We start from the raw sequence: 14628 nt of genomic DNA, 5'->3' as shown, positions 1-14628 counted from the left end.
CGCCATCGAACTTCAGTAAAATGACGGATGACGCAGCGCAAAAAACGATTAAGAATAAACTAACTCAACTTCTTAGATCTCCCAAACGAAGCAAGCCAATCCGCCCAGAGTGAGTATATATCTCGAGCTTTTACCAAAATACTCTTCAGGGTCTAGCGTTTGGGTGTAGGGTGCTCTCTACAGAATGAATCGAGCTTCAAATTGGTAGTGTGTCCGAAAAAACCTCGACTTCAGTAGACCTGTTTGGGTTCGGACTCTCGGCGTACGGCAGAGCGTCCGTTGCGATCGAACAGTCCGAATGCACAGATATTTGCGCGAAAGCCAACGATCGTTCATGAAGGCAGACCCCCCCATGGCATCCACTCACGAAGCTCAACGGCAATCGAGCGCCGGAGTTTCATCAGAGCCAGTGCAACAGCAGCCTGTTATGGCTGTGGATAACGTTGGCGTGGGGGATGCACAGAACGATCGGCCACCCGCCACTGGTACCGAAACTAGCTATCGAGATCGGGCGAGAACCTTCGCCCAAGCTGGGGAACTCTCTCAAGCTGTATGGCACTACCGGCAAGCGATCGCCCTAACTCCAAAGAATTCCCAACTTCATTACGAACTCGGCGAGATCGAGTATCGACGGCAGGATTTAGCCGCAGCCCGAAATTGCTACGAACGGGCGATCGCTCTCCAACCCAGCTGGGGAATGGCATTTTACAAACTCGCCTTGGTTTTAACCCGACAGGGTTGCCCAACTGATGCCATTGGTTGCTACCGAAAGGCACTGGCGCGATTCGAGGCGAACCAGCCCCATTGCTTATATGCCTACAATAATATAGGTCTGCTGTTTGTCAGACTAAAACGATTTGATGAAGCTCTAGAAGCATACCGAGCCGCACGAGCGATCGACCCGAATTTCGTCCCCACATACAATAACCTAGGAAAGTTGTGGTTTCTCCAAGGAGAATTCGATCGAGCCATCGCCACTTACCATCGCGCGCTCGAATTAAATCCCGAGGGAGCCTTAACTCACTACAATCTGGGCAAAGCCTATCAAAAAAGCGATCGTCACAGTGAAGCCGTGACTTGTTTCCAAAAGGCGATCGAACTCGAACCCGATCTGGTCCGGGCCGAAATCGATTGCGGAGTTTCCCAGATGGCACGGGGAGAATATCAAAAAGCCTTTGCCGACTTTCATCGCATTATCGCCCGTCAGCCAGAGTGGGTGAAAGCCTACTGCGATCGCGCGGCTGAGTTGGTGGCTGAGGATAATTTCGAACGGGCGCGGTGGGCCGCGGGTCAACTCGTCGCGACAATAGACCAGCAACCCGACTCTCCCGATGCAGTACGCTATTTAAAAGAGACTTATACTTATCTGGGGAACGTTCAGTTCGATTCCGATCGCTACAACCCGGCCGCCGAGTATTTCCGACAAGCGGCAGCCATCGACCCCGAAGACGATCGACTCAAACAGCAGTTGCAAAAGTGCGCGTCGCAACAACAACGCTTACAAGCGCTCGAAACTGGCGCCGATCGGTTTCCCCGAGGTGTATACCCCACAACCCGAGATTGGTGGATGCGATCGGATCTCGACTCGACCCATTACGTTCGGGTGAATAGAGGCGCACCATCGACCGCGTCTCCAGAACCGCAGCCCCCATCCTTTGCCGCTGAAGACCCATGCGCGGGGTTGGCCTGTCATCGCTGTTTGAAATCCACTTTCGAGACTTGGGAGATGACGGATGTCGGCGGGGGAGTTTTCCAATGTGCCAGGAATGCCTACGGGGTAGAACCTCCCGAAACCTTCGTGGCAACGATTCCCCAGGGTCAGACGTGGGTGATGCCTCAAACCAGTTGGTGGCAAATGTGCGAAACGATGGCTACTGTCACCCCAGATAATTACCTGCTTGCTGATGTATCGCCGGAGTATCCCGGTCAACTTCCTAGCTGCGATCGCCGGAATATCCGACAGCACCGAATTTTTCGCATGGAAGAGTTGCCCCCTTGCGAACAGATCGAAGGAACCGTTGCCGTCGTCACCGCTTTGTCTGCCAATGTCTATTTTCACTGGATGGTAGACGTTCTGCCTCGATTGGACGTTTTGCGACGGGGTGGGTTCGATTTCGATCGCATCGATAAGTTTTTCGTCAATCAATATCGTCAGCCGTTTCAGAAAGAAAGTTTGCAACGGTTGGGGATTCCAGAAGACAAAATTATCGAAAGCGATCGCCACCCCCATATTCGAGCCGAGCGTTTGCTGGTTCCGTCTTTACCCAGTCATTTTAGCTGGCTTTCTTCTGAATCCGTTCGTTTTTTGCGACAAACATTTTTGCCAAAAATCGAGGGAGATATTCCTTCCCCGGAACGAATTTATATTAGTCGCACGAAAACGAGATATCGCCATCTTTTAAATGAACCTGAAGTGCTCGATCTGCTTCAAGAATACGGTTTTGTTTCCGTTTGCTTAGAAACGCTCTCTTTAGATGAGCAAGTTCACCTATTTTCTAGAGCCAAGGCGATCGTTGCCCCTCACGGGAGCGGGTTAACCAATATTCTATTTTGCCAACCGCAAACCTCTGTTATCGAAATTGTTTCCCCGAATTATTTTCGACATTATTTCGGTGCAATTAGTCAGCTCGTCGGTCTTCGGCATTATTACCTCCGAGGAGAGGTCTTTGCGTGCTCTCCCCTGAGAAAGCTGATGTATCCCAATCCCCTAATCGAAGATATTAAAATTAATTTAGAAACTTTACGGAAAACTTTAGAAAGAATTGGTATAGTAAAACCAATCCAACTCGTGCCCTTAGAAGCGTTCGTTGTGAATCCCATGCCAGCCACCGTTAGCCCCGAACAAACAGCAGCTACGCTTGCAAAACAAGCAGAAACCCTGCTCGCTCGAAAACAAATTGAGGAGGCAATTTCCTCGTGCAAAAAAGCACTTGAAATTGCACCCAAGTTCGCTCCAGCTTATAAGATATTTGGGAATGTTTGGCACGCGCAAAAACAAAGTCAGAAAGCTAGGGAATGTTATCTAAAAGCAATTGAGCTCGATCCCAACTACGGACCTGCTTATGCCAATTTAGGGAGCTTAGCCGCCCAGGAGAAAAACTGGCCCGAAGCCATTGGCTGGTATCAAAAAGCGATTTCTCGCGACCCCAGTTTGGCCGGAGCCTACGATCGCCTCTCAAAGGTGTGGAAGGAGGTGGGAAGAGACGCAGAATCCATCGACTGTGCCTATCGAGCCTACGAACTCGAACCGAAATCGTTCAAACCCGAAGAACATTTGAATTTAGGCGATCGGTTATTCGAGCGCGGTCAGCTCACCCAAGCGATGACTTGCTACCGTCAAGCGTTGGAGTTGGCTCCCCAGATGCAGAGCGTGTACGAACGCCTCAGCCGTACCCTCACCGCACAAGGGAAATCGGAAGAAGCTGCGATTTACGCTCGCCACGCGGTTCAATTCTCCTTAAAAGCACCCGCAGGAAACCCCAGTAACGGCAAGCGTCCGGTACTGGAAAAACAATCGGAAAAAATTGCCGCCAGTCGCCAGCAAGCCGCTGAAGCCTTGTTGTTTCAAGGGAAGCTCGATGACGCTACCCAAGCCTGCGAGGAAGCGTTGCACATCGATCCGAATTTCGTTCCCACGTTGAAAACCTTGGGAAATATCGCCCATTCTCGCGGAGACATCGAAAAAGCGCGGGAGTACTATCTCAAGGCGATCGAAATCGATCCCGACTATGCAGAGGCTAACGCCAATCTGGGCAACTTGGCAGCCCAAGCCAAACAGTGGTCGGAGGCTGCCGAGTACTATCAAAAAGCGATCGCCCTCAAACCTGATTTTGCCCCAGTCTACGATCGCCTCTCGAAGGTGTGGCAGCAACTGGGGAAAGAGCGAGAAGCCGCCGAGTGCGCTGTCCGTGCCTGCAAACTCAATCCCAATAGTGTGGGTGTCGCTCGGTATTTGACCTTGGGCAATACCTTGTTTCGCTACAAATATCTCGACGAGGCAGTATTCTGCTTCCGTCAGGCGCTCGAATTAGACCCCAAACTGTTTGCGGCATCTCAGAATCTCGCCGAAGCCCTCACCCAACAAGGCAAATCCGATGAAGCCGCTCGGTACTACCGCCAAGCGATGCAGCTCTACATGAGCCAGTCCAAGGAAAAGGTTGATGCTCGATCGACCTTAATTATCGACTCTCCAGCCCCGAGTACCGAGCATCAAGCTCAAGTTAAAGCCGCTCTAGAAGAGGCGAAAACTCATTACGAGCACCAAGAATGGCAGTTAGCGGTGGATGCTTGCAAACGGGCGCTGGATATTCAGCCGGAAGCTGCAGAAGCCTATGCTACCCTCGGCAATGCCTGCTACGCCCAAGGAAACTACGAAGAAGCCCAGCAGGCGTATACCCGAGCGATCGCGCTCAAACCCGACTTAGCCTACGTGCGGGCAAATCTGGGGAGTATCTGCGCCCAGCTGAACCAACCGGAAGAGGCAATGGCTCATTACCAAGCCGCTTTAGAAATCAGTCCCAAATTTCCGCTGGTCTACCGTAACTGGGGACAGCTCTATCAGAATCTCGAGCAGTGGGAGGACGCGGCAGACTGCTACCGTCAGGCGATCGAGATCGATCCGAAGTTCGTCCCGACTTACCAGAAGTTGGCGGAAGCCCTGATCGCTGCAGAAGATTGGCAAGGGGCCGCGCGAACCTACCAGCAAGCGATTGAGATTGAATCCAATGCCGTGTGGGCTTATTGCGGCTTGGGAGATGCACTGACGGAACAAACCTTGTGGGAGGATGCGGCACAGGCTTACAAGCAAGCGATCGAACTCGATCCCGAGTTCCCAAAAGTCCACGAAAAATTAGCAGATATCCGATGGAAACAACGGGAATTTTATTCATCAGAAGCGCTAACGGCCTACCGTCAGGCGATTCAACAAAATCCTGATAATATCGAGCTGTATCATAAAGCTTTGGAGATTCAACCCAAGGACGGTCGGCTTTACGTACAATTGGGAAATGCCTTGACCCGACAAAGTCAGCTAGACCGGGCGATCGCATTTTACAAAATCGCGCTTCAAATCGAGCCGAACAAAGTAGAAATCTACTTACAGCTGGGAAAAGTCTTAGCTCTGCAAGAAAATTGGTCGGATGCAATCGAATGTTACGAAAAAGCCATTTATATCGATCCAGAGTATAGTTGGTCTTATCACTATTTGGGTGCGGTTTTAGTGAAACAAAATCAATTCGATAAAGCGCAACAAGCATTCGATCGAGTCAGTCAAATCCAAGGGAATTTCTATCAAAGTTTACCCAGCGATCTGCAAGATGTAGAAGTTTGCCTGCAAATCGGTAAAAGCTCGATGAAGCAAGGTCATGTTGAGTGGGCTATAGAAAGTTACATCCGTGCTATTCAACTTGATTCCACTTCTGCTTTGGCTTATCACTTTTTGGGGGAAGCACTGCTACAACGCTCTAGAAATAAAGACGCGATATCTGCATTCCAACGAGCCATCGAACTCGATCCGAACTTTTCTTGGTCTCACCACTGTTTGGGAAATACGCTATTGTGGAGTGACAAACTTGACGAAGCCATTTCAGCTTACACTCAGGCCATTCGTTTGAATTCAGAATTAGCAGATTCCTATAAAGGATTGGGTGATGCATGGGTCAAAAAAGGAAACGTAAATGAAGCCAGTTTAGCTTATCGAGAAGCCATAAAAATCAATAAAAATATATTCTAGAATTTTGACTAAAAAAATGGAAGAAACAACTATAAAAGCTGAACTGACCGTACAAGATTACTTCGAGCGAGGTTTGAAACTTCGTCAGTCAAACAACCTAGAACGAGCGGTATTTTTATTTCAAAAAGCAATTAATCGAGATCCAAGCTTTGCGAAAGCCTATCATCATTTGGGTGAGACATTTGTAGCTCAACAGAAATTAGGACATGCTATTCAAGCTTATCGAAAGGCAATTGAAATTGAACCCACACTTGAATGGTCTTACCATTGTTTGGGAAATGCCTTATTTTGGCAAAACAAGCTCGATCCGGCAATAAAAAACTACCAGAAGGCAATCGAGATTAATCCTAAAATAGCAGTATTTCATGAAAAGCTTGGAATTGCTTTTCAATCGAAAAAAAATTTTTCTGAAGCGATCGCCCAATATCATAAAGCAATTGAAATGGGCGGCAAGTCCGATCGCCTTTACTATAATCTCGCCCAAGCACTAGTCAAACAAAAGCGCTGGGATGAAGCGATTTCTTGGTATCAGAAAGCGATTGAAGTCAACTCAAAACTCGATCGCGCCCATCACCACTTAGGAGATGCTTTTGCCAAGTTGGGCAAGCTCGATGAGGCGATCGCATCCTACACTCAGGCCATAGAGGTCAATCCTAAAGCCGCATTATCCTATCAAAATATGGGGGATGCTCTCCTGCGGCAGGCAAAAACCGATGAAGCGATCGCTGCCTATCAGGAAGCCTTGAAAATCGACTCGAAGCTAGCATGGGTTCACTACAACCTCGGAGAAATCTTTAGAAAACAAAATCGCCTGGATGAAGCGATCGCTTCCTATACTCGCTCGATTGAAAGCGATCCGTTTCTTCCTTCTCCTTTTATCCAGCTCATGTTTACTAAGGCTCAACCCCATCAGTTAGATGGAGTTGTTTCTTGCTACCAAAAGTTTTTGGAGAAAGAACCGAACAATCCGTGGGCTTACGTGCGTTTGGGAGATACCCTCAGCAAGCAAAATAATATCGAGCGTGCTGTTGAGAGCTATCAAAAAGCGAGTGTTTTAATGTGTTCGGCAATGCGACCCGAATACGCTCGAAAGTACTGGGAACGCGGAACGGTAACGTCTCCCGATTTCATCATTATCGGTCCGATGAAGACTGGAACCTCTGCTCTATACGACTACATTCTCAAGCACCCGAAAGTTTTACCCTGTATTAAAAAAGAAGTCCACTTCTTCAATAACGATGGTAAGTTCGAGTACGGTGTTGACTGGTATTTATCTCACTTTTGTCCGACCGTTGAAGGACAGTCTTTCATTACCGGTGAGGCGAGTCCCGGATATATGGTGAATAACGTCCACGATCGAGTTTTTCAACTGTTTCCCAAAATGAAGTCGATCGCAATTTTGAGAAATCCCGTAGATCGAGCTTTTTCTCATTATCAGCATAATCTGAAATACGGCTTCGAGCGACGCTCCTTCGCAGAGGCTATCGCTTCCGAGTTAGATGTTTTACAAGGTGTGAAAGACCCTTCAGAAGCGGCTAAAACTTGGAACTGGTGGGAGCGACCCGGTTATATTCTCATGGGATTGTATACCTACTTTATTGAAAAATGGGTGGATCTTTTCCCCAAAGACCAGTTTTTGGTTCTTCAAAATGAGAAGATGTTGGAAAATACCCAACAAACCATGGAAACCGTCTTTGAGTTTTTGGGAATATCCGAGTTTCACCGTGAAGAGTATCCCGTCCGTTATGCGGGTTCTTACTCTCCTATCGAGCAGTCTGTTCGAGAGCAATTAAGCGAGTATTTTCACCCTCACAATCAGCGCTTAGAAGAGTGTTTGGGATACAAGCTCGATTGGAATGAGTAAAGACTTAGCGTTTTGAATTTACGTCTTGAATTTAAAATCGCCATCTTTGTCGGGGTCAACGGCTGTTGACCCCTATAGTTTTCTAGTGCTACTTTGACAAAACTTGGTGTTATTTTCAGCTCAAACCCATATACAGCAATGCTTATAGGTCGAAGCAGCAGAAACGTGATAACCATAGGGGTTTGAGCGATTTTTCGAGGTTTGACCTAAATCCTAGTCCCAGCAAGGGTTTGAGCGGTGAAAAGGTTTAAAAGTTGTCAAAGTACCACTAGACTCGATGACTTGACTAAACAGGTTGCTGGTGACCGTTTAAATTGGCAAGTTGAGCTTGAGCCTGTTGGAGTTGTAGCTGAACCGCCTCTAGCTCTTGTTGGGTTTGTTTGGCAACATTAACCCAGGCTTGGCGCTGGGTTTCGAGTGCGACTTTTTCCTTCTCTAAATGCTGCGCCCAGTTATGAGACTCTTGCCACGCACGATGCCAGTGATTTTTATTTTTTTCTAACTCCTGTATCCAGCTTTGTAACTCTTTCCATTGCCCGGATGTAAATTCATCTAGCGCCAGATATTCTTGAATGAGTATCAGCATTTCTTCAGTCATCTCCCCATCCATGGCAGGGTGGGGTTGCGCTTGACTTTTTTGGATAGCTTGGGCAAAGATCTCTTCCATTTGGTCTGCCATCCCTTCCAAGGGGAAGACTTCCGCCACCCGCTGTCTGGCTAATGCTCCGAGATGACGGCGTTGTTGAGTATCTTCAATTAAGGGAATTAAAACCTTGAGATATTCTTCAACCTCAGCTCGATCTGCGTTGCCTTTGGGTAAGATAAATCCCACGTCTGGCGTGACTAACTCCTTATTTCCCCCCACATCAGAGGCCACCACCGGGAGTTCCATTGACATCGCTTCGTAGAGCGTTAGGGATAGCCCTTCGTAAGCGGAGGGTAAGAGTAAAATATCGGCGGCCGAGTAGTAACCGGGCATTTCTTCCGGTGCGACGGAGGAGAGCATTTTAAAAGCTTTCCCCACATTCAACCGCTCGATTTTGGCTTGCATCGCCTCTAGCAAATCGCCACCCCCCATCGTCACGACGCAAATCGGCTGCTCGGCGGCAACTAAGGCGCGGACGATCTCGACTAAGAATAGAGGGCGTTTTTGGGGTGCGATTCGAGCTGGGTAGAGTAACATCACCGTATCGTCGGCAATACCCAGCTTCGATCGCAATTCCTGTCGTAGCTGAAAATCGCGCTGCCACTTGTCCGTATCCCGGTTGGTGTAGCAAACGACGAGCTTCTCGGGATCGGTTTGATGCACCTCTCGGTAATAGTTGGCGAGATACTGACTCGACACCACTTGAAAATCGAGCCATTGATGGAACCGGCAGGACACGCGCGGATAGCCATCCTGCCGCCATCCTGGATCGTCGGTGTGGGTGTAGTCAACAAATGCCACGCCCGGAAATTCCGGTCGCAGGAAAGGTAATAGATAGTAAGCGTAGTAGCAGTTCGACATCCATACGATATCGATTTGGCGCGATCGCATAATGTAGCGTGCGAACTCCAGCCAATAGCCGTTTTCGAATAATTTGGATAGGTGGAAAATATCCGGCGTGATTTGATAAAACTTCCAGTGCCAGGAACTCGCCGATGGATTGGTGGTGACGATCGTAATCTCGTATCCTCGCGCTTTCAACAAAGTCAGCAAATCGAGATTGTATTTATCCGCGCCACCCACTTCTAAATGGGGCAACCAGCACAAAATCCGCTTGCCGGTACTGTCGGGGTGAATGGGATTTTCTGCCTCTATTTTTCGATCGAACTGGCGCGCGTCGAAAGCAGATCGTCGCAGCTCGATATCCGGTAACTCGTTCGCTTCAAAAAAAGGACGATAGCGAGACTGGATGTACTCCGTCACTTGCTTCTCTTTATCGACTTTATCGCGCGAGGAAGCCAGCAATCCAGAACTCGTTCGCCGGTAGCAATCTAAATATTCGGGAATCGTCCAACCTTTTTGGTGGTTAGACATCGCTTTGAGCCATCGCTCCCAATCTTCATAAAACCGGAGGTTTTCATCTAAGCCTCCCAATTTATCGAAATCCGCTTTCCGGTATAACAAGCGTCCGGTCACCCAGTTTTGCTCGATAAACTTGGACGGTTTATTGAAGCCGTGAGTCCACCAATATTCTTCAGCTTGGAACCCCACAGAGTAGGAATTGACAAAAGAAAAATCGGGGTGAGTTTCGAGAAACAGAACGGCTTTCTCGATATAAGTCGGATCGAGAATATCGTCTGTATCCATAAAAAATAAATATTTACCTTTGGCTTCGGCAATACCAGTATTTCGACCGGCGGCCAGCCCGCCATTCTGTTCGCGGAAAAATATTTTTATCTTTGATGTGCGTTGGGGAAGGGTTTTGAAAAATTCAACTTCTTCGGGATCGGGGGAACAGTCATCAACGATAATCCATTCAAAATTTTGCCAAGTTTGATGAATAATGGAATGATAGGTTTCGTCGAAATATTTTGAAGCGTTATAAAAAGAAGAAATAATTGAGACGACGGGCGGATCTATCTCTTGGGGATTGTAGAAATTGAGCGGACGAGAGCATAAGCAGTCCATCAACTCACTTACACTAGACACAGGCGGCTTTTCGTACATTACTCAAAACTCTAAAATAGCTAGATAGTTGGAAAAATAAGAAACAAAACTCAAAGAAACGTTAGGGTTCTATACAGGATGGAGAATTCGTCGATCGCGTGCTTCCATTCCTCTAAATCGGTGAGCCGGTAAACATCTAAAGTCTCCCCTTGAACTGTTGAAAACTGATGGAAACTCGATATCCAGTTGTCGATCGTTTTCGTCTTCAAAAAGGGACTGCAATTTAGTGACCTCTGTAGGCATTGAGCCATCATCGTCAGATTTCCCTGACAATAAGCCGACCACGCTTCCCAAACCCAGGAACCATAACGCAAGCGGCGTTCTAGTTCTAAGTCGTATTGGGATTGTCGATCGATTTCTGGTGAGGTAACCTCCGAACGAGCGGGTACTAACGATGAGAGCACGTTTTCAATAACAGTTGTATAGTCTGCAAGCATCCGCGACTCTTGAAACAGAACTTCAGCTCGCTGTTGGCAAGCGCGACCCATTGACTGGCGCAACTGGGAAGATGCAACCCAAGCTTCGAGAGCGGTCACTAATTCGCGAACCGTCCCTTTGGGGTCTCGCTGCGGGTGGGGCAATAATTTGCCGGTGTCGCCTAACTCTTCGGGAACACCGCTCACGGCAGATGCAATAACCGGTAAGCCTTTAGCCATCGCTTCCATAATTGAAAGGGGCATTCCCTCCGCCAGCGAGGGCAAGATGAAAATATCGCTAGCATCCAACAAGTCTGGGATCTCCCCACGTTGACCGAGAAACTTCACGCGATCGTCCATCTCTAACTTGGCGACGGCATCTTTAAGTTCTTGCTCGTTATTATAATGACATTCCGAACCCGACCCCGCCCAAAGAAAATAAAGTTTTGACCAAGTTTGGGTGAGCTGCAACTGTCGCATCGCCGCAATTTGGTACTGGTAGCCTTTAATCGGTTCCATCCGCGCCGCTGTAAAGCACACCACTGCATCTTCGGGAATCCCTTGTTCTCGTCGCACTCGCTGGCGCACCTCCGACGCTGGCGGGGTAAAATACTGGGGAGGTCGTCCGTAGTGAATCACCTGTCCGAGATGGGAAGGTAAATGGAAAAGACTCTGAAGTAGGTTTAAGTTTTCTTGGGAAACGGCGACGACGGAGCGGGCGCGACCGTATTGGTATGTTGCCACATCGGCATAAGGAATATCATCGCCATAGGATAAGCGCACGCAAGATGGCTCGATGAATCCTAGGATAATGATATAGGGGATTCCCAATTCGATGGCGGCTTGCTTGGCTGCGAGATTGGAAAACGGCCAACCGTCGCTGAAGAGAACGAGCTGAGGTTGACTCTGGCGAAAAATCCTTTTCGCACCGTTAATATCTTTGAGGGTGCGGGTCAAATCGTTCCCGGCATGATAACCCAACCAGATATGCTCGATGCCCAGTTCCCGTTCTGGATGGATGAGGGGTTCGATGGGTTTGGCTTGGACGTGAGAGAGTGGGTAGCCAAGGGTTGCGAGGTGACATAGGAGGGAACTATTGAACTGAGCGACACCGCCAATTCCGAGGTCGTCGGTGTAGAGAAGAAGATGGGGTTTCATCGTCGATAGGGCTGAACTTCGGAGGAAAGGAGCCGGTCGATAGTCTGTTGCCACGGTTGGGAATGACTCAGGGCGTACATATCGAAAGTACGACCGTACTGGCGAGCGTACGCGGCAAAACTGGCAACCCAATGGTCTACCGTCTGGGTTTTTCGATAGGGGGAATAATGTAAGGCTTGGTGCAAGCAGCGTCCCATTTGTTCAGGGTCGCCATCGTAGTAGGTGCGACAGGCCAGCCAAAGCCAACATTGATAGCGCTCTATGTTTTTTAACGATCGGATGGATTGTGGCAAATCGGGTCGGGCGAAAAACCGTTCCATCACCGCTTGCGTTCCGCGAACGACTTCCATTCCCCGAGACATCAGGCTGCGATCGTGCTGGCGATAGCAGATGAGGGATTGACGCACCCAATCGGCCGGACAACCCGATACCATTAAGCGTAAAAGAAAATCTAAATCTTCGCCGATCGAAAATCGAGTATCGAAACCGCCAACGCGCTCGCACCACGTTCTGCGAACCATGGTGGCACTGGGACGAGCGGGTTTGTGCACAATTGCGGTTTCTAAGTTAAACTCAGGAGCATGGTGCCAGGGTTCTACCGTCGAGATGAATTCGCCATCGGCGTTAACCAGATGCCAGCCCGAAACCGTCATTCCCAGCTTCGGTTCTGCCTCAAAACGAGTAACTTGCACCGCCAGTTTGTCTGGTAAAAAGAAATCGTCTGCATCGAGAAAGGCAATTAATTCTCCTTGGGATTCCTCAATACCGTGATTGCGGGCAGCAGCTACCCCCTGGTTTGTTTGTTCGATGTATCGAATGCGATCGAGATAGGGTTTTAAGACTTCCGCAGTTCGATCGGTCGAGCCGTCATTAACGACGATAAGTTCGTATTTTGGGTCAGTTTGCTCTAAAACGCTGTCGATGGCTTGAGCAATGTAGCGATCGCTATTATAAGTGGGGATAATAATGCTGACTTTGGGTTGAAAAAGCATACAAAATTCGATCGACACTTAAGTGATATTACTTACGTAATTTCGCAACTTTTTGATTTTTGTTTGATACACTATTTCCTTCAAGGAAAGGGACTTAATTACAACGATAATTTATTCTTTACGCAAAGTTCAAGAAGTCGATCTAGCAACTTTAAGAAAAGTGTGATAACTTGTACTGAAAAGGAATTTTGCGCGGGTAAGACTATATTTTCGGATTCTATAAAGCATCTACTACACTCATTCCAATCATTAATATTAGAATTACAATGCAACACAAAGCTCATAAACAAAACTCTATTTTGGTCTCTAATGAAAGCATTGAAAAAAAACAAAAAATTGCCAAAGAAATTTTAGAGTACCAAACTCTAATCAAATCACACGAAAAATCTTTGATTGATTCCCTGAATAAACTAGCTAAAACTTACGAATCTCAAAGAGAATGGCATGAATCTATAAGTTGTTACCAAAAAATTCTTGATATTCAACCCGATCGTACTGAAATCTATATTCAACAATCTAAATGTTTTCTTCAGCTAGCTAGTTTTCATGAAGCGATTAAGGGATACAAAAAAGCTATTAAACTCGATCCAGATCTTCCTTTTTGGGTATATCGTGATTTAGCAAATGCATTGTATGATTTTAAATCAGCCGATAAACAAGAAGCTGTATCCACCTACCAAAAAGTAATTCAGCTAAAGGAAGACCAACCCTTTTGGGTATACATGAGACTCGGTGATTTGCTTATAGATATAAAACGAAAAAATGAAGGTATTGCTAGTTATAAGAAAGCACTTTCGATTGAATCGAATAATCATACTCTCTATCTTAAGCTAGGTAGTATTCAGCTTCAATCTGGCAAGCTTGATGAAGCATTTAATTGCTACCTAGAAGCAGTTAAAATTAAGCCAGATGTTTTGTCATCATATGGAAAGCTAGGTTATTTTCACGGTCATACTCAATTGACGTCACATCAATTAAATATCGCAATTAAAGCATATAAATCAGCAATAAAAGTTTTCCCATATTTTTATAAGCCTTATGTTTATTTAGGTGATAGCTTTGCAGAAAAGGGAGATCTTAGTAAAGCCATTCATTACTATCAAATTGCAGGTCGTAATAAATTTTTAGAAAAGTACCCAAAATATAAGGAAAAAGAAAATGAAAATAAATTTCAACAAGTAGACTCTCCGAATTTTATTATTATTGGAGCCGGGAAATGTGGAACTTCTTCTCTTTATGAGTATATTTTTCAACATCCTAATGCTTCGCCTTCTATCAAAAAAGAGATCAGATTTTTTAACCACCAACCAAATTTTCAAAAAGGAATAAACTGGTATCGATCACATTTTTCTCCGATTTTGCCAGGAGATAATTTCATATCAGGAGAAGCAACTCCCGGCTATTTATATGCCGATATTGAAAAAAAAGTTTATGATATGTTTCCCAACGTTAAATTGATTGTTCTAATGAGAAATCCAATTGATAAAGCGATCTCTCATTATAATCATTGGGTCAGGAATGGTTTAGAAGTTCGTTCTTTTGAAGAATCGGTTACTCCAGAAATTAAGAAGTTAGAAATGATTTTTGATGAAATTAATAATTATAATCTGGATAAATTCGAGGATATCAAAAGAATTTGTAAGTTAGTACAGAAAGGTAATAAAAAAGGTGAAACATGTTATTTATGGCAAGGACTATATTTTTATTTTGTCAAAAAATGGATGAATTATTTTTCAAAAAAACAATTAATGATGATAAAAAGTGAAGATTTATTCTCCACCCCAGAGTCTACTTTGAAAAAAGTTTTTGATTTT

The 14628-nt window shown here is 46.4% G+C and carries 6 protein-coding genes; 3 read left to right on the top strand and 3 right to left on the bottom strand.

What is annotated here, in order from left to right; all coding sequences use genetic code 11:
* Positions 1–334: 334 nt before the first annotated feature.
* Positions 335–5731: a tetratricopeptide repeat protein gene (locus AC2215_RS04115; protein WP_486808686.1), complete on the top strand. Its 5397-nt coding sequence runs from the start codon at positions 335–337 to the stop codon at positions 5729–5731.
* A 16-nt stretch (positions 5732–5747) separates the two neighbouring features.
* Positions 5748–7595, top strand: coding sequence for a tetratricopeptide repeat protein (locus AC2215_RS04110; RefSeq protein WP_486808685.1), 1848 nt, complete (start codon positions 5748–5750; stop codon positions 7593–7595).
* 286 nt (positions 7596–7881) lie between these two features.
* Here AC2215_RS04110 and AC2215_RS04105 read toward each other — a convergent pair whose 3' ends face one another.
* The 3 genes from AC2215_RS04105 to AC2215_RS04095 all read right to left on the bottom strand — a co-directional run bounded on the left by AC2215_RS04105 (position 7882) and on the right by AC2215_RS04095 (position 12814).
* The gene (locus AC2215_RS04105; RefSeq protein ID WP_486808684.1) at positions 7882–10230 is read right to left on the bottom strand and encodes a glycosyltransferase; all 2349 of its coding nucleotides are present in this window, start codon (positions 10228–10230) and stop codon (positions 7882–7884) included.
* Between the two features lie 68 nt (positions 10231–10298).
* Positions 10299–11822, bottom strand: a complete 1524-nt coding sequence (locus AC2215_RS04100; RefSeq protein ID WP_486808683.1) for a glycosyltransferase family 4 protein — start codon at positions 11820–11822, stop codon at positions 10299–10301.
* On the bottom strand, positions 11819–12814 hold the full coding sequence (locus AC2215_RS04095) for a glycosyltransferase family 2 protein (RefSeq protein WP_486808682.1): 996 nt from the start codon (positions 12812–12814) through the stop codon (positions 11819–11821). The genes AC2215_RS04100 and AC2215_RS04095 overlap by 4 nt, the downstream gene beginning before the upstream one ends.
* Positions 12815–13080: 266 nt before the next feature.
* Here AC2215_RS04095 and AC2215_RS04090 point away from each other — a divergent pair.
* Positions 13081–14628, top strand: a 1548-nt coding sequence (locus AC2215_RS04090) for a sulfotransferase domain-containing protein (RefSeq protein WP_486808681.1), incomplete at its 3' end; no start/stop codon positions are given.

The sequence above is a fragment of the Zarconia sp. genome (assembly GCF_057467645.1).
This window is presented reverse-complemented; position numbering and strand designations above follow the sequence as displayed.

What these genes read in the sequence shown, in the direction of transcription:
- AC2215_RS04100 (WP_486808683.1), bottom strand. Translation starts at nt 11,822, where the DNA reads ATGAAACCCCATCTTCTTCTCTACACCGACGACCTCGGAATTGGCGGT.
- AC2215_RS04110 (WP_486808685.1), top strand. Translation starts at nt 5,748, where the DNA reads ATGGAAGAAACAACTATAAAAGCTGAACTGACCGTACAAGATTACTTC.
- AC2215_RS04095 (WP_486808682.1), bottom strand. Translation starts at nt 12,814, where the DNA reads ATGCTTTTTCAACCCAAAGTCAGCATTATTATCCCCACTTATAATAGC.
- AC2215_RS04115 (WP_486808686.1), top strand. Translation starts at nt 335, where the DNA reads ATGAAGGCAGACCCCCCCATGGCATCCACTCACGAAGCTCAACGGCAA.